The following is a 19501-nucleotide window of genomic DNA, read 5'->3' as shown; positions in this document are numbered from 1 at the left end:
ATTGGCAGAAAATTTGCTACATCAGCAGATCCCCATAGCTTAAATAGAATAGAAATAGAAAACTGTGGTCAAATAGATGATACCCAGTCCAGATAATTCTCTGAATGCTCCGAATAAATATAATCGGGCAAATATATTGAAAATCCTTTCCAGCCTTAAAGAAAATCCTTTCCAGACCTGAATAATAAACAAAAACGAGATGAAGAAATAAGTTAACAAGCAAAAAGGTAAGCGACAGACATGACCGAGATACCCAAAGACCATCCAAGGTATGAGTCCTTGCTCGCCCGTGAAAAGGTTGTAGCCGGGGTAAAAATGGGAATTACAAGCGTACAGGGTCTGATTGCACAGGGAAGAGGTGAAAGCTTTGATTACCTTATAGGCGAGCGAAGCATAGAGTCTGCGCTGCATGCTGAAAGAGTTGCAGTTGCTGCTCTTCTTCTGGCAAATAACCCGGTAATTTCCGTAAACGGCAATGTTGCAGCCTTATCGCCTGAAAAAGTTGTTTCCCTGGCAGACATTACAGGAGCCAGTATTGAGGTGAACCTGTTTCACAGGACCGAGACTAGGGTTCACCTTATAATAGAACAACTGAAAGCCAGCGGGGCTTCCGAGGTGCTCGGGAAAAACCCGGATGCGAGCCTTGAACTCTCCCATGCCAGACGGCTTGTAGAAAGCAAGGGGATCTATACTGCCGATGTGGTGCTTGTTCCCCTGGAAGACGGAGACCGGTGTGAAAAGCTTGTAGAAATGGGCAAAACTGTCATAACAATTGACCTTAACCCTCTTTCACGGACCTCCAGGACAGCTACGATATCCATTGTGGACAACCTTATTCGGGCGCTCGAAAACATGGCCAGGTTTGCACGGGAGATGAAACACGAGAAGAAAGAGGAACTTGTAAAGCTCATTACCACTTATGATAACAAAACAGTTCTCTTCGAAGCTATTTCAGAAATCCAGGAACATCTCAAGGCACATGCCGCTGAAATGGAATACTGAATATGGACCTTATAGAAAAAACGAGGGAATTTGTAGCCTATTTTCTTGAAGGGGAGCCCAGTTCCCACGATATGTCCCATATCAACAGAGTAGAAGCCCTCTGCCTGGAAATTCAGAAAGAAGAAGGAGGAAATCCTCTCATACTCCATCTCGCAGCTCTTCTCCATGATGTGGGCGTAATTAAGGAGCATGAAGAAGGCGGCGACCATGCCCTGTACAGCGCGGAAATAGCCTCCGAATTTCTTGGTAAAACAGGGCTTGAAAAAGAGATTATTGAGGCCGTTAGAGACTGTATCCTGACCCACCGTTTCAGCGGAGATAAAAGGCCGGAGACTATTGAAGCCCGGATTTTGCAGGATGCGGATCGGCTTGATGCCCTTGGAGCTGTGGGAATTTTCAGGGCAGTTTTTTCCATGGGAGCCCTCAGGATGCTCAAGTATACAACAGGAATAGATAAAGGGAGCTCAAAAAAGACGGTGTATGTTGAAGACCCTATCGAAGGCTTTAACGAATATATGCAATACAAACCTTTCACGATTCCTGAGAAGTTGAATACCGAAGCTTCAAAGAGGATTGCTGCAGAAAGGCTGAAAATCATGCGCCTTTACCTTGAAGCCCTGAACCTTGAGACCGCAATCGATGAACAACGGTTCTAAATGGTGAGCCTATTTTTGAGAATTTCGCGCAGAAAAATTCCAGATGTAACTGGAGTATGACTATCTCAAAATTTACAAAACTTCCCTTTTTACAGAGTTTTAGCGCAATTCTCAGGACAACTTTTTTTAGGATAACCTCTTAATTCCAGTACTTCTTAATTCCAGTACTTCTTAATTCCAGTACTTCTTAATTCCAGTACTTCTTAATTCCAGTACTTCTTAAATTCAGATTAATCTAACGAGTTTCAGTTCATTACCTGACGGATCTGATCATATGGCTGATATAATCATAAAAAATGCTTACATTTTAACGATGGACCCGGATACAGGGGACCTCAAAAACGGAACTGTTGTCATTGAAGACGGAAGGATTACGGAAATCGGAGAAAAAACGAGCGAAAGTGCCGAGACCGTAATCGATGCAAAACATTCGGTCGTAATGCCAGGGCTTGTAAATACACATACGCACGCAGCAATGACTCTTTTCCGGGGTTATGCCGACGACCTGCAGCTTTCAGATTGGCTTGAGGGGCATATCTGGCCTGCCGAAGCCCGGCTCACTGCACAAGACGTTTATAAAGGCAGCCTGCTTGCCTGCCTGGAGATGATAAGGTCGGGAACTACTTCTTTTGCAGATATGTACTTCCATATGGATGAAACAGCAAAGGCTGTTGAGGCATCAGGGCTTCGAGCCTCGCTTTCCCATGGACTGATAGAACTCTGGAATGAAGAAAAGGGAGAAGCCGACCTTAAGGAAGGCAGGCGTTTCGTCAGGGCCTGGCAGGGAGCAGCAAACGGAAGGATAAAAACGATGTACGGGCCCCATGCCCCGAATACATGTTCAGAAGAGTTTCTTGCAAAAGTAAGGGAAGAGGCCAGCAGGGATGGGGCTGGAATCCACATCCATGTCCTTGAAACGGAAGCCGAACTGTTAGCGATGAAAGAAAGGTACGGAAAATGTTCCGTACACCTTCTGGATGATATAGGATTTTTCGGCCCTGATGTGCTTGCCGCTCATTGTGTCTGGCTTTCGGACGGAGATATAGAGATTTTGAGGAAAAGGGGAGTAAATGTTTCCCATAATGCCATAAGCAATATGAAACTGGCTTCCGGAATTGCACCTGTGCATAAGATGCTCGAAAAAGGAGTAAATGTCAGCCTTGGCACTGACGGCTGTGCATCAAACAATAACCTTGACCTCTTTGAGGAGATGAAAACCGCTGCCCTTCTGCATAAGGTGAACACTTTCAGCCCCACTGCTCTTCCTGCACGGCAGGTCCTTGAGATGGGCACTGTAAACGGTGCAAAAGCCCTTGACCCGGAAACAGGCATGTTAAAAGTCGGGAAAAAAGCAGACCTGATAATCCTGGATATGAAAAAGCCGCATCTTACTCCCTGTTTCGATGTTCCATCCCATCTTGTGTATTCGGCAAAAGGAAGCGATGTAAGGACAACAATCGTAAACGGGAAGGTCCTGATGGACAATTACAGGGTTCTGGTTCTGGATGAGCAGAAAGTAATGGAAGAAGCTCAAAAAGCCGCAGCAGAGCTTGTATCAAAGGTAAACGCCTGAAAAATTCGTTGGGAAAATACTTTAAAATATCAGCAGTAAATACCTGAAACCTGGAAATAACACAGGTTTATTTTATTTAGATTATAATCAAAATAACAATTCAGGTAAACTAAAAATAATTCAGTTAAATTTTCCGCTGTAGAATGTGAGTGAGTGTAAATACTTATGTTCGAAGCTATAATGAAAATCAAATTCAACAGCTTATCTGGTATGACGGGATCACCATGACAGAAAAAGAACTCATAGAATCCGGAAACATGAAAATGGAATGGGCACGAAATCATATGCCTGTGCTTGCTATCGTCAGGGAGAAGTTTGAGGAAGAAAAACCCCTGAAAGGGCTGAAAGTAGGAATGGCCCTGCACGTGGAAGCAAAAACTGCAGTCCTTGTAGAGACTCTGGCTGCAGGCGGTGCAAAGGTATCCATTGCCGGCTGCAATCCTCTCAGTACCCAGGATGATGTGGCCATGGCCCTGGATACCCGCGAGAACATACACTGTTTTGCAAAATATGGAATCGGAAGCAAGGAATATTATGAAGCAATCGACAGGGTTCTGGATCTTAAGCCAGACATTACCATAGACGACGGGGCAGACCTTATATTTAAATTACACAAAGAAAGGACAGACTTGCTTCCGAATATCCTGGGAGGCTGTGAGGAAACAACTACAGGGATTCACAGGCTTCATGCAATGGAAAAGGAAGGAGCCCTGAAAATGCCTGTAATCGCAGTAAACGACGCTAAGACCAAATATCTTTTTGACAACCGCTACGGGACAGGACAGTCAGCCTGGGACGGGATTAACAGGACCACAAATCTTCTGGTTGCAGGCAAAAATGTTGTTGTTGCGGGCTATGGCTGGTGCGGGCGTGGGGTTGCAATGCGAGCTGAGGGCCTTGGGGCAAGTGTAATCGTTACCGAAATAGACCCTATTAGAGCCCTTGAAGCCAGAATGGACGGATACAGGGTCATGAAAATGGAAGAGGCTGCAAAGTTAGGGGATCTCTTTGTGACCACCACCGGAAACCGGGATATCCTCACAGCCGAACATTTCCAGGTCATGCAGGACGGAGCAATCCTTGCAAACTCCGGGCACTTCAATGTGGAAATCGATATGGACGCTCTTGCTTCCCTTTCAAAATCAGTTAAAACTGTCAGGAACAACATAAAAGAATATGACATCGGCAACCGGCGCATTAATGTCATAGCTGAAGGCAGGCTTGTTAACCTGGCTGCAGGCGACGGGCACCCCGCTGAGGTTATGGATATGAGCTTTGCAAATCAGGCTCTTTGTGTACGCCATATTGCCGAAAATAAACTTCTGAACGGAGTCCACAAGGTACCGGAGGAACTCGATATGTTTGTGGCAAAAATGAAACTTAAGTCAATGGGGATAAGCATTGATGAACTCACTTCTACGCAGGAATGCTATATGAGCGGCTGGGAGTGCGGGACATAATTATAAAAGAAGCAGCAGAGAATATTTTCAGTAATCCAGAAATTATGATGCTTTAAAAGTACATAAGTGCAGTGAATATCGTCTCTTTCCAGTTTCGGAAAGTGATATTATTTACTGTACCTGATTTTTAACAATAAAGTAATATATAAATACGTTCAACATTTAATATATGTTTTACTTTTTTATAAAACAATTTAAATAGTGGATAGTATTTATGTATTTTTTGGAAAATGTCCAGAATCACTTTTACTGGAAGAGAAGTTACTTAAAAATCATAAACATAATGAACACAGTGCACAATTGAACGTCCAGCTATAAATTATTGCAGAACCTGCGTTTGAAAATAAGAATAGAATTGGAGTATGCCCGGAGAGGGTATGAAATGAATGAAAGGCTAAGAAAGTCTGGTATTGATATCATTGGGGATGTTCCCTGGGGAACACATATCTGCCAATTCTATCGAACAAAAGAAGATTTGTTGGACATACTTATTCCCTACTTCAAAGCAGGGTTGGAAAACAACGAGTTCTGTTTGTGGGTCACGTCACAACCTCTTGACGTAAAAGAGGCAAAAGAAGCCCTGAGAAGAGCTGTTCCTGATCTTGACATTTACCTGGAGAAAGGGCAAATCGAAATTATTCCCTGCACTCACTGGTATGTAAAAGATAGTATTTTTGATTCGGAAAGGGTATTAAACGGGTTAGTCGAAAAAGTTAACCAGGCCCTGGACAGTGGCTACAAGGGCGTGAGGTTGAGTGGAAACAATTTTTGGCTGGAAAAAAAGGATTGGAATAATTTTTTTGATTATGAAGAAGAAATAGACAAAATTATCGGCAACTACCAGATGATGGTTCTATGCACCTATTCTCTCGACAAATGCAGCGCAACCGAGATCATCGACGTAGCCTTCAAACATCAATTTGTTTTGATCAAAAAGGAAGGAAAATGGGAGCGGATAGAAAATTCCAGGCGGGAAAAGATACCCGAGCGAAAGCTGGCAGATGAGGAGCTGCGCCAGAGTGAACAGCACGTCAGGCTGAAGTTGGAGAGCACTCTTTCGCTTGATCGGAAGATGGCTAACCTGGAGCTTGCTGATATCGTTGATGCCCAGGCGATCCAGTCCCTTGTGGATGATTTCTATAAGCTTGCTCACATCCCGATGAGCCTGGATGATCTCAAAGGTAATGTTCTGGTAGGCGCCGGATGGCAGGATATCTGCACCAGATTCCACAGGGTTCACCCCGAAGCCTGCAAGCACTGCGTAGAAAGCGACACAAAACTGGCCATGGGCGTTTCCCCGGGGGAGTTTAAGCTTTACAGGTGCAAGAACAACATGTGGGACATAGCGACTCCCATCATGGTGGGTGGCCGGCATGTCGGCAATATATTCTCAGGGCAGTTCTTTTTCGAGGGCGAGCCTCTGGGCTATGAGCTTTTTCGATCTCAGGCGAGAAAATACGGCTTCAATGAAGAGGAATACATAGCAGCGCTTGAAAAAGTTCCGCGGTTGAGCAGAGAAGCTGTGGACACAGGCATGGCCTTCTTCGTAAAACTTGCCAACATGCTTTCACAGCTAAGCTACAGCAATATCAAGCTAGCCCAATCGCTGGCGGAACGCGATGCCCTGGTGGATGCGTTGCGGGAGAGCGAGGAGCGATTCAGGTCGGTCCTTGAGAACTCACTTGACGCAGTGTATCGACGAAACCTTCAGACCGACCGCTATGATTACATGAGCCCGGTGGTAGAGAAAATTACTGGCTTCTCTACCCAGGAGATGAGTGCAATGAGCATCAATGAGTCTCTTAGTCGCGTTCATCCCGACAATCGCCATCTGGTTACCGCGGGACTGGTTCAGGCATTCGATATTGGCTTCGGAACCCTTGAGTACCGATTCAAGTGCAAGGACGACCAATACCGTTGGTTCGCCGATCACTTCAAGGTAATCAAGGGTCAAAATGAGAGGCCCCTCTTCACCGGAGGTATTGTCCGCGACATTACCGAGCAAAAGCAAGCTGAAGAAGCACTGATCAGAAGTGAAGAACGTTTCCGTACATTAGCTGAAAATTCTCCTGACGTGATTACCCGGTTTGATAGACAATATCGCCATATATATACTAATCCCGCTGCTACGGAACCTTATGGTCATTCTCAAGAGGAAATCACTGGTAAAACTAATAGTGAACTGGGAATGGGTCCTGAAAAGGTGAAATTATGGGAAGGACATTATGAAAAAGTGTTTACCACCGGAAAACCCGAAACAATGGAATTCCAGTATAAATCGCCTCAAGGAAAAGAACTCTACTTTAACACACGAATAGTACCGGAATTTGTTGATGGCGAAGTGACTTCTGTTCTTGCTATTTCCCGGGATATTACGGATATAAAAGAAGCAGAAGCTAAGCTGATAGAAGCACATGATAACTTAGAAAGCTTAGTTAAAGAACGTACAACAGAGCTTGAGAAGGCTTATAACTCGTTGAAAGAAAGCGAAAAAGGTCTCGCTGAAGCTCAAAAAATGGCACATCTAGGAAATTGGGATTGGGACATTGTAACTGATAAACTATACTTGTCTGATGAAATTTACCGTATTTTTGGATGTGGCCCTCAAGAATTAGGCACAACTTACAATGCATTTTTAACTTATTTACATCCCGACGATATAAATGATGTGAACAATGCCTTCCTAAATTTTTTAAATGGAAATCCACACAGCATTGATTATCGGATTATATTAGCCAATGGAAAAGAGCGCGTAGTCCATACACAGGGCGAAGTTATTTTTGATGAGAGATATACTCCTGTTCGAATAAAGGGAACAGTCCAGGATATTACCGAACGTAAAAAAACCGAACAAGAGCTTGAGTTAAGCGAAGAAAGGTACCGTATAGTCACCGAACAGACAGGGCAGCTAGTATACGATTATAATCTAGAGAAAGACGCTACTGATTGGGCAGGTAGTATCAAAGAGCTTACAGAATTTACTCCTGATGAGTTTAGAAGTATGAGTCTAACATTCTGGCTATCTCGTATTCATCCGGAAGATCTGAATAAGTACCTGGAAAATTATAAAAAGCATCTGAAATCTAAAGATGCTTACAGGAAAAATGCTTACAGGGTAGAGTACCGTTTTAGAAAAAAGGATGAGGAATATATTTATTTTGAAGATAATGGGATCTGCCTGAGAGACACAAAAGGTAACGTAAACAGAATTCTTGGGGTAGTTAAAGATATTACGGAAAGAAAGCAAGCAGAAAAGAATTTTGTAAATATCGAGATTGCCCGCAAAAAGGAAATCCATCATAGAATCAAGAACAACTTGCAGGTAGTTTCCTCTCTTCTTGACCTTCAGGCTGAAATGTTCAGAGACAGAGGATGTGTTGAGGATTCGGAAGTTCTGAAAGCCTTCAGGGAAAGCCAGGACAGAGTAATGTCCATTGCCCTGATCCATGAAGAACTGCATGAAGGCAGAGGAAACGATGCACTGAATTTTTCGCTGTACCTGAAGAGGCTTGCTAAGAACCTTTTCCAGACTTATAGACTTGGAAATGCCGACACCAGATTGAATATTGACCTTGAAGAAGACATTTTCTTTGACATGGATATTGCAGTTCCATTAGGCATAATCATTAACGAACTTGTTTCAAATTCCCTCAAGTATGCATTTCCGGGTAGAGAAAAAGGGTTAATTCAAATCAAGCTTTGCAGGGAAGAATCCGGAGAGCGTACAAACAACGGACCGGGAAACAATAAAGAAAATTATAAGGGCACTAATTTTATTTTATCAGTTTCGGATAATGGGGCGGGTATTTCTGAAAGCTTTAATTTAGAAAACTCTAATACCCTTGGCATACAGCTGGTGGAGATTCTGATAGACCAGTTAGATGGCGAACTTGAATTAAAAAGAGATGCTGGAACTGAATTCGTTATAAGGTTCGCAGTACAAAAACAGTAAAAGATTTCCTTCAGGGAAGTGTTTGGAAGTGTATTTGTTCTTGTGTTTTTAGACAGTTAATCTCAAAATACAATATGAAATACAAAAGCCATGGAAAATGAGTAGAAGTGATTTTTCCATATTTTCTCTGATGAGAAATTTAAGTGTGAGTATTTAATTTGAAATTACATGAATAATATATTCGAAACTATTACATGAATAATATATTCGAAACTATAACTAGTTATTTAGATTGAGTTCACTTTTAGATTGAGTTCACTTTTAGATTGAGTTCACTTTTAGATTGAGTTCACTTTTAGATTGAGTTCACTTTTAGAAGATTGAGTTCACTTTTAGATTGAGTTCACTTTTAGATTGAGTTCACTTTTAGATTGAGTTCGCTTTTAGATTGAGTTCGCTTATAGTTCACTTGTGAATTTCCAAAAACTACTTAATTTATAAGATTTATTTAAATTTCCAGAAATTTTAACCTGCTTCTGATAAATAATGCTTTATTTTGGGAAAATAGTGCTTTATTTTTGGAGAGGGCGAGTGTCGGGAAATCAGGGCGTTATTCAAAATCGGGAAAAAAATTATCCGCTTACCCGAATCTGTAGAGAAATGAATTGGATTTTTAGCCTTACTTTTAAAAAAGTGAAAATTATCGTACATATATCTTTCCAGCAAGATCGGAAAAAATTCTGTATAAATCATTCACATTAGAGATTAATTAATAACCGATTTAAAGAAATTTCAGGATAAAAAGTAGTGTCACCAGAAACTATTTATAGAATAGTTATAATTAGAGGGTTGCACCGGTGTGAGAGGTGCTCCCTGATGCAGCGGGGCAGCAGGGTGACGTGCAAAAAATCTCCAGGGTGCGAAAAACATAAGTGGAGAAAAACAGCTGGGCCCGTAGCTCAGTCAGGCAGAGCGACTGGCTTTTAACCAGTCGGCCTAGGGTTCAAATCCCTACGGGCCCGCCATGTTCTTAATTATACTCGGCGGAAAGGCCATTCGCGGGAAATGTTTGGCCAAGCTTTTTGAATACTTTATTTTTGGAGGAAAGGATTTGACAAAATTCAGCCTGCTCGACCATGAGTCGGTCCCTAAACATGAAATTATGCTTGAGGGCGAGTTAAAGTCTGTTTTAAGCAAGTATTCCATTGAAAAGGAACAACTTCCGAAAATCAAAGTGCAGGATCCTGTTAGTAAAGAAATAGGAGCTGTTGTCGGAGATGTAGTGAAAATCACAAGAAAAAGTCAAACTGCAGGGGAGGCAGAGTATTACAGACTTGTGATCGAGTAAGCGGGGGGGAGTAAACCGCTTGCATGATCAGATTTTCTTCACTGGACATCTTTTTGAATTCCATGCACCATCGTACGGAAAGATTCAACGACTGCACACAGATCTGAAGATCACTTCTTATTGATTTTCATTTTAATAAAGCAAAGAGGGTGCTATCATCGCGTTAGAAAGTAGTATACTGTCGCAGGCTTATTTTACACGGGACAAGATAGTGCAGCACCATATAGACTCGTTTAACAAGTTTATAGATTACGGGCTGCAAAAAATCATAGACGAACAGAGGATAATAGAGACTGACATTGAGGACACATACCTCAAACTCGGGAAAATCCGGGTAGAACATCCTGTAGTAAAGGAGGCAGACGGAGCAATCGAAAAGCTTTACCCCAACGAGGGAAGGCTTAGAAATCTTTCGTACTCAGGCCCTCTCTACCTTGAGATGAGCGTAGTAAAAGAGGGAATCGAGTCCGATGTAATTGAAGCAAAGATAGGCCAGCTTCCAATAATGGTCAAGTCCAAAATATGCAATCTTCTCGGACTCAGTGATACTGAAAAAGTCCGGTATGGGGAAGACCCTCTTGATCCAGGGGGATATTTCATCATAGGCGGCACCGAAAGAGTGGTCATGACCCTTGAAGACCTCGCCCCTAACAAGATTCTTGTAGAGTATGGCGAGCGATATGGCGATTCCATTGAGGTTGCAAAAGTCTTCTCCCAGAAGCGTGGGTACAGGGCGCTCGTAATCGTAGAAAGAGGCAGAAAGTCTCTCCTTGAGGTTTCCTTTCCTTCTATCTCAGGAAGAGTATTTTTTATTACCCTCATGAGGGCTCTTGGAATTGTAACTGATGAGGATATCGTAAACGCAGTTTCAAGTGATCCCGAAATTATCAAGTTCATGCTGGAAAACCTGGAAGAAGCCGAGGTCGAGACCCAGGAAGAAGCAATCGAAAAGATCGGTGCACGGGTCGCTGCAGGGCAGGCTAAGGAATACCAGATAAAAAGAGCAAATTATGTCATTGACAGATACCTTTTCCCGCATCTTGGGAACGATATGAGAGACAGGGTATCAAAGGCTCACTTCCTGGCAAGAATGGCTGAGTCCTGTTTTGAGCTGGCCCTTGGCAAGCGGTCTGAAGACGACAAAGACCACTATGCAAACAAAAGACTAAAGCTCGCCGGAGACCTGATGGAAGATCTCTTCAGAGTATCTTTCAACAGGCTGGCAAGAGATATTAAATACCAGCTCGAGCGCGCAAACATGAGGAACAGAGAACTGAATGTTGCCACAATAGTCAGGGCAGACGTTCTGACTGACCGCCTTCAGCACCCTCTGGCAACCGGAAACTGGGTTGGAGGGAGAACAGGTGTGTCTCAACTCCTGGATAGAAACGACTATATTTCCACTCTTTCCCACCTGCGCCGTGTAATTTCTCCCCTTTCCCGTGCCCAGCCCCATTTTGAAGCTAGAGACCTTCATGCAACTCAGTGGGGAAGGCTCTGTCCTTCGGAAACCCCTGAAGGTCCGAATTGTGGCCTGGTGAAAAACTTTGCCGAGATGGTTGAGCTTTCCACAGGCATAGAAGAGACCGACAGCATGAAGAAAATACTCTACAATCTGAATGTCGAGCGTGTGGTTGTAAAGGTGCCAGAAATCCCGGCTCGAATAAAAGAAATTTTACTCGACGAGTTCGGAGAAGAAATTGTTGAGGAGTTTGAAGAAACTCCGGAAGCCGAAACCAAATACAAAGATGAAGAATTCTACGATTATTCAGATATGAGCGATGCCGATTCAACTTTCGGTGATTAAGGGGTCGATGCCAGATGACTAAAGCAAAAGTATTCATAAACGGGGAGCTTGTCGGAACCCATGATAACCCTGCGGAACTCGCAAACGAGCTCCGAAAAATGAGGCGGCAAGGGTTCATATCCAGACAGGTCAACATAGCTCTTAATGACAATACCAGGGAAATAATTATAAACTCCGACATGGGCAGAGCGAGAAGACCCCTCTTAGTAGTGGAAAACGGAGCGCCCCGTGTAACAGAAGAGCACATACGGAAATTAAAGAACAAAGAAATCAGCTACGAAGACATCGTGAAAGAAGGCTGTGTGGAGTATCTGGATGCCGAAGAGGAGGAAAATGCTTACATTGCCCTCTACGAAGCTGATATTACCTCCAGGCATACTCACATGGAGATTGATCCTGAACTTATGCTTGGAATTTGCACAGGGATGGTTCCTTACCCGGAACACAATGCATCTCCGCGTAATACCATGGGTGCAGCCATGATCAAGCAGTGTATCGGAGTTTCTACAGCAAACCAGAAGCTCAGACCCGATACCCGTGCCCATGTCCTTCACTATCCACAGAGAGCACTCACCAAGACAAGAACCTCTGAAGCAATAGGTTTTGATGACAGACCTGCAGGCCAGAACTTCGTGGTCGCGATCCTGTCCTATGAAGGATATAATATTGAGGACGCCCTGATTTTTAACAATGGTTCAATCGAAAGAGGACTTGGAAGAAGCCACTTCCTCAGAACCTTCGAGGGAGAAGAAAGAAGGTATCCTGGAGGGCAGGAAGACAAGTTTGAAATTCCTGATTCCGAGTACCGTGGAGCCCGCAGTGCTGATGCATATGCGAACCTGGACATCGACGGGCTTGTCAACCCCGAAACCCCGGTTGGCCCTAACGACGTGCTGATCGGAAAGACCAGTCCCCCAAGGTTCCTCGAAGAACCGTCCGACTTTGGGATTGCAGTGGAGCAGAGAAGAGAAAGCTCGATCACCATGCGGTCCAATGAAACAGGGATTGTGGATACCGTAATTCTAACAGAATCAATTAATGGAACCCGTCTTGCCAAGGTAAAGGTAAGAGACGAAAGGATTCCTGACATAGGAGACAAATTCGCTTCCAGGCACGGGCAAAAAGGAGTTATCGGGCTGAAAGTCCCGATTGCGGATATGCCTTTTACGGAATCCGGCCTGACTCCGGACCTGATGATTAACCCGCACGCAATTCCTTCCCGTATGACTGTCGGGCACGTTCTGGAAATGATCGGCGGAAAAGTAGGTTCCATGGAAGGCAGAAGAGTAAACGCAACAGCCTTCTCTGGAGAAAAGGAAGACGACCTCAGAGAAGCCCTGAAAAAGCATGGCTTTGCACATACCGGAAAAGAGGTTTTCTATGATGGGGCAACAGGCAGGATGATCCCTGCAGATGTTTTCGTTGGTGTTATTCTTTACCAGAAACTGCACCACATGGTAACCTCCAAGATGCATGCCAGGTCCCGCGGGCCTGTACAGGTGCTAACCCGCCAGCCGACTGAAGGTCGAGCCAGAGAAGGTGGTCTCAGGTTCGGGGAAATGGAGCGTGATGTGCTGGTAGGGCACGGAGCTGCCATGTCGTTAAAAGAGAGGTTGCTGGACGAGTCGGACAAGGTTGTAGAACTTGTCTGCTCTCATTGCGGAATGATTGCAACATATGACAAGCAGCGGAACGTCTCTTTCTGCTCCGCTTGCGGTGCTGACACGGATATTTACCCCGTAGAGATGAGCTACGCATTCAAGCTTCTACTGGACGAAATAAAATCCCTGGGAGTTGCTCCCAGACTTAATCTTGAAGATGCGGTGTGAGGTGGAAGATGGCAAATGTACCTCCTATTCCGAAAAGAATTGCTTCAATTAAATTCGGTTTAATGTCCCCAAAAGAAATCCGTAAGATGAGTTCAACGCCCATTATCACGGCTGACACTTACGATGATGACGGATTTCCAATTGATATGGGACTTATGGACACAAAACTGGGGGTTATTGACCCCGGACTTCGCTGCAAAACCTGTTCAGGTCGGGCAGGTGAGTGTCCAGGACACTTCGGGCACATCGAACTTGTTGCCCCTGTAGTCCACGTTGGCTTTAACAAAGTAATCAGAAAACTCCTTCGGGCAACCTGTAGAAAGTGCAGCAAGATCTTGCTTGAACCTGCACAAAAACAGAAGTTTCTGGACCAGCTTGTAGGCATTGAGGAAATCGGACATATGCCCGATGACCTTATCAACGAGGCTTATAAAGAGGCCAGCAAAGTAAAGGTCTGTCCTTACTGTAACGAGGAACAGCTCGATATCAAATTCGAAAAACCCACTGAATATCTTGAAAACGGGGAGAAATTGACCCCGACCGAGATAAGGGACCGTTTTGAAAATATCCCTGACGATGACATAATGGTCATCGGAATGGACCCGAAGAATGCAAGGCCTGAGTGGATGATTCTTACCGTCCTTCCTGTTCCTCCTGTAACGGTTCGTCCTTCCATTACTCTTGAATCCGGGCAGCGCAGTGAAGATGATCTGACCCACAAGCTGGTGGATATCATCAGGATCAACCAGCGCTTCCAGGAAAACAGGGAAGCTGGCGCCCCTCAACTCATTATTGAGGACCTCTGGGAACTCCTTCAGTATCACGTTACTACATTCTTTGACAACTCAGTCTCAGGGATACCTCCCGCAAGGCATAGATCAGGCAGGCCCTTAAAAACCCTTTCTCAACGTTTAAAGGGCAAAGAAGGGCGTTTCAGAGGAAGCTTGTCTGGTAAACGTGTTAATTTCTCTGCCCGTACAGTAATCTCTCCTGATCCCAACCTGAGCATTAATGAGGTCGGGGTTCCGATGCCCATTGCACGGATTCTGACAATGCCGTGCGTGGTAACGCCAAGGAATATAGAACAGCTTAAAGTTTTTGTGCGCAATGGTGTGGATATCCATCCCGGAGCAAACTATGTACTGCGTTCTGACGGCAGGCGAATAAAAGTTACCAATGTAAACAAAGACGACCTTGCCGAAAAACTGGAGTTTGGATGGCTAGTGGAGCGCCAGTTGAAGGATGGAGATATTGTACTCTTTAATAGGCAGCCGTCCCTGCACAAGATGAGTATTATGGCTCATTCTGTTAAGGTGCTTCCAAACAAGACCTTCAGGCTGAACCCTGCAGTATGCCCTCCATACAACGCCGACTTTGATGGGGACGAAATGAACATGCACGCCCTTCAGACAGAAGAGTCCAGGGCTGAAGCAAAGATTCTCATGCAGGTTCAGGAAAATATCCTCTCCCCGCGTTTCGGAGGTCCCATTATAGGCGGGATCCATGACCACATTTCAGGGCTTTTCCTGTTGACTCGTCTCGAAAATCATATTCCCGGCTACGATGCGTACGACATCCTCCGGAAGAGCAGTGCCCGTACCCTGCCTACGCCTGCGGGCTACGGTGATGACGGAAAACCCTACTGGACAGGAAAGCAGATCTTCAGCCAGATTCTTCCAAAAAACCTGAGTGTAGAGTTTACAGCCCAGGTCTGCTCGCACTGTGACACCTGCAAGAAAGAAGGGTGTCCGAACGATGCCTATGTGGTAATCCGGAATGGTGAACTCATTATGGGCACTATAGACGAGGCTGCGATAGGAGCATTTAAAGGTAAAATCCAGGACCGTATTATCAAGGAAATCGGTCCCGAAGCCGGAGCTAACTTCATAGACGATATGACCAAGCTTGCAATCAGGGCAATCATGCGGACAGGCCTTAGTTTCGGAATAGCTGACGAAGATATCCCGAAAGAAGCCAGGATCCAGATTAATGAAGTCCTCGGTAAAGCTGAAGAAGCCGTGCAGAACCTTATCAAATCTTATCAGAATAAAGAGCTTGAATCCCTCCCTGGCAGAACCCTTGATGAAACAATTGAAATGAGCATCATGCAGAAGCTCGGGAAGGCCAGAGACGAGACTGGTGGAATTGCAGACAGCCACATGGGGCTTGAAAATTCGGCAGTTATCATGGCCCGCTCCGGAGCCAGAGGTTCTATTCTGAACCTTACCCAGATGGCAGCCTGTGTTGGCCAGCAGGCAGTGCGTGGTGAACGTATCCGCAGAGGATATGCAGGCAGAACTCTGCCCCATTTCGAAGTGGGAGATCTCGGGTCGGATGCCCATGGATTCGTGAAGGCAAGCTACAAGAGCGGATTGAATCCGACCGAATATTTCTTCCATGCAATCGGTGGTAGGGAAGGGCTTGTGGACACTGCGGTCAGGACATCCCAGTCAGGGTACCTGCAGAGGAGACTTGTCAATGCCCTCCAGGATCTGGAAGTCCAGTATGACCTTACAGTCAGGGATACCAGGGGCGTGCTCGTACAGTTCAAGTACGGAGAAGACGGGATCAATCCCACGAAAAGTGACTTTAGCAAGCCTGAGACGATCCACAGGATTGTTCGTTCGGTTGTGAACAAAGAGGTGGCCTGATGAGTATCAGCGAAGCTACAATCGATAGCATGATAAAAGACCTGCCCTTTCCTTCGAATACTCTTAAAGCTCTCAAGGAAGAAGTTATCAAAGCCGGAGTAAGCAAGAAGGAAATGGAAGAGATCATAGAAAAGGCAATGGAAGAGTATGAGGTGTCTTGCATCGAACCCTGCGACGCTGCAGGTGTGGTTGCAGCCCAGTCCATAGGCGAACCAGGCACTCAGATGACCATGCGTACCTTCCACTATGCCGGTGTGGCTGAAATTAACGTCACTCTCGGTCTGCCCCGCCTTATAGAAATCGTGGATGCCCGGAAAATTCCGAGCACTCCGATGATGACAATTGCCCTCTCCAAAGAGAACCCTGAGGATTATGCTTACGACAGGGAAAAGACAAGAGCTCTTGCCTGGGAAATTGAAGCGACAAAAATCGACCACATTGCTGACGTGACCACTGACCTTTCCCAGATGAAGCTTATAATCGACCTGCACGAAAAAGCAATGGAAGGCAGGAACATCACTATTGAACAGGTAAAGGAGAAGTTCAACGAAGAACTGAACGTGCTGGTCACGATTTCCCCTGATATAGATAACCAGATTATCATCGCCCCGGGAGAGCCCTCTTACAGAGAACTTCTCCAGCTTGCGAAAAGTATCCACAATGTCACCATGAAAGGGATAGAGGGGATCAAAAGAGTGGTGGTCAGGAAAGAAGGTGAAGAGTATACCCTCTATACCGAAGGCTCGGCTCTGCGTGAAGTGCTTCAGTTCGAAGGAGTGGACAGGACAAGAACCAGCACAAATAATGTCAATGAAATATACGAAGTGTTGGGAGTCGAGGCTGCAAGAAATGCACTTATCAAGGAAGCCACAGATACCTTGCGTGAACAGGGTCTTACCGTGGATATCCGACATATTATGCTCGTGTCAGATCTCATGACCTGCGACGGAGAAGTAAAACAAATAGGAAGACACGGAATCTCAGGTGAAAAGGCAAGTGTATTTGCCCGTGCAGCTTTCGAAGTGACTGTCAATCATTTGCTGGATGCAGGAATGCGCGGAGATGTTGACAAGTTGGAGGGTGTTACAGAAAATATCATTGTCGGTCAACCTATTCGCATGGGTACCGGAGACGTTCACCTTGTAAGTAGAAGGAAACAAGAAATCAAAACAGAAGATGAGTAAGGGTTTTAAGGAAAAATCCCGAAAACCCGACCTATAATTATTTAAATGTGTAGCCTGATAGAAGACAAGTCCAAATCAGGTATATATTACATTAATGAAACTTATCAAATCCTGCTGCAGAAACTTGAGTCCGCGAGGCTCATAACCAGAAAATAGATATAAGGCATCAGGTATTTAGAGTACCATATATTCACCGAGCTTGGAAATCTTTATTAAATAATATGTAGAGTAGACGAGCTAATTTGAGACAGAGTTGATGAAAATGAAGATCAATGTTGATAAATCTCTTATCAAGGCTGTGAAAACAGGAAAAGTAATCGTTGGAGCCAAACGGACCATGGATGCAGCAGCAAACGGCTCTGCAAAAATGGTGGTCCTGGCATCAAACTGCCCCGAAGAAATTAAACAGAAAGTTCAGGCAGCAAATGTTCCAGTCCTGGAATATGAAGGCACAAGTGTAGAACTCGGGCCCGTATGCGGAAAGCCCTTTACAATTGCAGCCATGGCAATTCTCGATGTAGGAGAATCGGATATCCTGGCAGCTACTGTTTAATAAAAGGAGTTGGCAACGTCTTGGGTGAAATAAGACTTACTGCAGAAAGCATCCAGTACATTGCATTATTTGAAAATATGACACGAGCGAATATTCTCGACTGCATCCCGGAAGAGGAAAGACTCGTATATGTCGTGAAACAGGGTGATATGGGGCTTGCGATAGGCAAAAATGGGGAGAATATAAACCGTGTTAAAAAAACCCTGGACAAACCTATAGAGCTTGTGGAATATTCAGAAGACCCTGTCACCTTTTTAAAGAACGCTTTCGGGCCTGTGTCCGTTAGTTCGGCAAACATTATAAACAAAAATGGCAAGCGATTAGCTTATGTAGAGGTACCCAATAAAGAAAAGGGGCTTGCCATCGGTCGCAACGGCAAGAATATCGAAAAAGTAAAGATGCTTGCCCGTCGCCATCACAATATAGAAGATGTAATCCTGCAGTAATCACCTTAATTTACGTTGATCCATTAATCCGGCGTTGAAAGACAATCTGACATCTAATGCCTTATAGGAAACTGTGATCAATTTTTAACTTGGAGAAATTAACAATGGCTAAAGGAAAATTTGCAGCTAATATACTCAAACAGACCAGGAAAAACGCCCGCTGGAAAGACTCATACTACGGCAGGCGAGTTCTTGGTCTCGATGTGAAAGCTGACCCGCTTGGTGGTGCACCGCAGGGTCGGGGTATAGTATTAGAAAAGGTAGGAGTTGAAGCCAAGCAGCCCAACTCTGCAATCCGCAAATGCGTACGAATCCAGCTCATTAAAAACGGGCGTCAGGTAACTGCTTTCTGTCCTGGAGACGGTGCAGTGAACTTCATTGATGAACACGATGAAGTAACCGTAGAAAGGATTGGAGGCCGCATGGGTGGTGCTATGGGTGACATTCCTGGTGTACGCTTCAAAGTGATTGCCGTAAACAATGTGTCCCTGAACCAGCTGGTAATCGGCAGATTGGAAAAGCCAAGGAGATGATTTTTTTTGTACAAAATTTTCGGCAAATGGGACCCTACTGAAGTTGAAGTCCGAGACCTCGGAATTAAGCGTTACGTCGGTCTTACTCCTGTAATAGTTCCTCACAGCAGCGGAAAGCACGCCAGGCAGCAGTTTAACAAATCCGAAATTTCCATTGTTGAACGCCTGGCAAACAACCTGATGAGGACCGAAATCAACAGCGGAAAGAAGCAGGTGACCCTCCGCGCAGTTGAAGAAGCTTTTGACATCATGAACAAGAAGACCCAGCAGAACCCTATCCAGATTCTGGTTGATGCTATTGCCAATGCAGGCCCCAGGGAAGAAGTGGTCAGGCTTAAATACGGAGGGATTTCCGTGCCAAAGGCAGTAGACACTGCACCCCAGAGGCGTGTGGACACTGCTCTGCGCTACATCAGCATGGGAACTAAAAATGCAGCCTTCAAATCCAAGCGCTCTGTTGCAGAATGCCTGGCAACCGAAATTATAGGCGCTGCAAACCGTGATACGAAATCCTTCGCCATCAACAGGAAAGATGCAAAGGAAAGAGTTGCAAAGGCAGCACGTTAA

The 19501-nt window shown here is 44.9% G+C and carries 14 protein-coding genes and 1 tRNA gene; all 15 read left to right on the top strand.

Annotation, left to right across the window (positions count from 1 at the left end):
- Positions 1-240: 240 nt before the first annotated feature.
- The 15 genes from RG963_RS05845 (at position 241) to RG963_RS05775 (ending at position 19501) form a co-directional block, all read left to right on the top strand.
- Entirely contained in the window at positions 241-1002 is a 762-nt protein-coding gene (locus RG963_RS05845) for a 4-phosphopantoate--beta-alanine ligase (protein ID WP_310575336.1), read from the top strand.
- Positions 1003-1004: 2 nt separating this feature from the next.
- A complete protein-coding gene (locus RG963_RS05840) occupies positions 1005-1658 on the top strand; it encodes an HD domain-containing protein (protein WP_310575335.1) in 654 nt (217 codons plus the stop codon).
- 274 nt (positions 1659-1932) lie between these two features.
- Positions 1933-3231, top strand: coding sequence for an amidohydrolase family protein (locus RG963_RS05835; RefSeq protein WP_310575334.1), 1299 nt, complete (start codon positions 1933-1935; stop codon positions 3229-3231).
- A gap of 224 nt (positions 3232-3455) precedes the next feature.
- Positions 3456-4691 carry an adenosylhomocysteinase gene (locus RG963_RS05830; RefSeq protein ID WP_310575356.1) on the top strand — a complete coding sequence of 412 codons (1236 nt, stop codon included), beginning with the start codon at positions 3456-3458 and terminating at the stop codon, positions 4689-4691.
- A gap of 382 nt (positions 4692-5073) precedes the next feature.
- The gene (locus tag RG963_RS05825; protein WP_310575333.1) at positions 5074-8643 is read left to right on the top strand and encodes a PAS domain-containing protein; all 3570 of its coding nucleotides are present in this window, start codon (positions 5074-5076) and stop codon (positions 8641-8643) included.
- An 888-nt stretch (positions 8644-9531) separates the two neighbouring features.
- Positions 9532-9608 (top strand) — tRNA-Lys (locus tag RG963_RS05820).
- Between the two features lie 86 nt (positions 9609-9694).
- Positions 9695-9931: a DNA-directed RNA polymerase subunit H gene (locus RG963_RS05815; protein ID WP_310575332.1), complete on the top strand. Its 237-nt coding sequence runs from the start codon at positions 9695-9697 to the stop codon at positions 9929-9931.
- Positions 9932-10142: 211 nt separating this feature from the next.
- A complete protein-coding gene (locus tag RG963_RS05810; protein ID WP_396654691.1) occupies positions 10143-11738 on the top strand; it encodes a DNA-directed RNA polymerase subunit B'' in 1596 nt (531 codons plus the stop codon).
- Positions 11739-11752: 14 nt separating this feature from the next.
- Positions 11753-13567: a DNA-directed RNA polymerase subunit B gene (rpoB, locus tag RG963_RS05805; protein ID WP_310575331.1), complete on the top strand. Its 1815-nt coding sequence runs from the start codon at positions 11753-11755 to the stop codon at positions 13565-13567.
- Between the two features lie 8 nt (positions 13568-13575).
- Positions 13576-16218, top strand: a complete 2643-nt coding sequence (locus tag RG963_RS05800) for a DNA-directed RNA polymerase subunit A' (protein ID WP_310575330.1) — start codon at positions 13576-13578, stop codon at positions 16216-16218.
- Positions 16218-17402 (top strand): DNA-directed RNA polymerase subunit A'', encoded by a 1185-nt coding sequence (rpoA2, locus tag RG963_RS05795; RefSeq protein WP_310575329.1) that lies wholly within the window; start codon positions 16218-16220, stop codon positions 17400-17402. The genes RG963_RS05800 and rpoA2 overlap by 1 nt, the downstream gene beginning before the upstream one ends.
- 256 nt (positions 17403-17658) lie before the next feature.
- Positions 17659-17955: a 50S ribosomal protein L30e gene (locus RG963_RS05790; protein WP_310575328.1), complete on the top strand. Its 297-nt coding sequence runs from the start codon at positions 17659-17661 to the stop codon at positions 17953-17955.
- Between the two features lie 20 nt (positions 17956-17975).
- The gene (locus RG963_RS05785; protein ID WP_310575327.1) at positions 17976-18401 is read left to right on the top strand and encodes a NusA-like transcription termination signal-binding factor; all 426 of its coding nucleotides are present in this window, start codon (positions 17976-17978) and stop codon (positions 18399-18401) included.
- A gap of 104 nt (positions 18402-18505) precedes the next feature.
- On the top strand, positions 18506-18934 hold the full coding sequence (locus tag RG963_RS05780; RefSeq protein ID WP_310575326.1) for a 30S ribosomal protein S12: 429 nt from the start codon (positions 18506-18508) through the stop codon (positions 18932-18934).
- A 6-nt stretch (positions 18935-18940) separates the two neighbouring features.
- Positions 18941-19501 carry a 30S ribosomal protein S7 gene (locus RG963_RS05775; RefSeq protein WP_310575325.1) on the top strand — a complete coding sequence of 187 codons (561 nt, stop codon included), beginning with the start codon at positions 18941-18943 and terminating at the stop codon, positions 19499-19501.

It is taken from the genome of Methanosarcina baikalica, from assembly GCF_031461075.1.
GTDB lineage: Archaea > Halobacteriota > Methanosarcinia > Methanosarcinales > Methanosarcinaceae > Methanosarcina > Methanosarcina baikalica.
This window is presented reverse-complemented; position numbering and strand designations above follow the sequence as displayed.

What these genes read in the sequence shown, in the direction of transcription:
- RG963_RS05845 (WP_310575336.1), top strand. Translation starts at nt 241, where the DNA reads ATGACCGAGATACCCAAAGACCATCCAAGGTATGAGTCCTTGCTCGCC.
- RG963_RS05840 (WP_310575335.1), top strand. Translation starts at nt 1,005, where the DNA reads ATGGACCTTATAGAAAAAACGAGGGAATTTGTAGCCTATTTTCTTGAA.
- RG963_RS05835 (WP_310575334.1), top strand. Translation starts at nt 1,933, where the DNA reads ATGGCTGATATAATCATAAAAAATGCTTACATTTTAACGATGGACCCG.
- RG963_RS05830 (WP_310575356.1), top strand. Translation starts at nt 3,456, where the DNA reads ATGACAGAAAAAGAACTCATAGAATCCGGAAACATGAAAATGGAATGG.
- RG963_RS05825 (WP_310575333.1), top strand. Translation starts at nt 5,074, where the DNA reads ATGAATGAAAGGCTAAGAAAGTCTGGTATTGATATCATTGGGGATGTT.
- rpoB (WP_310575331.1), top strand. Translation starts at nt 11,753, where the DNA reads ATGACTAAAGCAAAAGTATTCATAAACGGGGAGCTTGTCGGAACCCAT.
- RG963_RS05800 (WP_310575330.1), top strand. Translation starts at nt 13,576, where the DNA reads ATGGCAAATGTACCTCCTATTCCGAAAAGAATTGCTTCAATTAAATTC.
- rpoA2 (WP_310575329.1), top strand. Translation starts at nt 16,218, where the DNA reads ATGAGTATCAGCGAAGCTACAATCGATAGCATGATAAAAGACCTGCCC.
- RG963_RS05790 (WP_310575328.1), top strand. Translation starts at nt 17,659, where the DNA reads ATGAAAATGAAGATCAATGTTGATAAATCTCTTATCAAGGCTGTGAAA.
- RG963_RS05780 (WP_310575326.1), top strand. Translation starts at nt 18,506, where the DNA reads ATGGCTAAAGGAAAATTTGCAGCTAATATACTCAAACAGACCAGGAAA.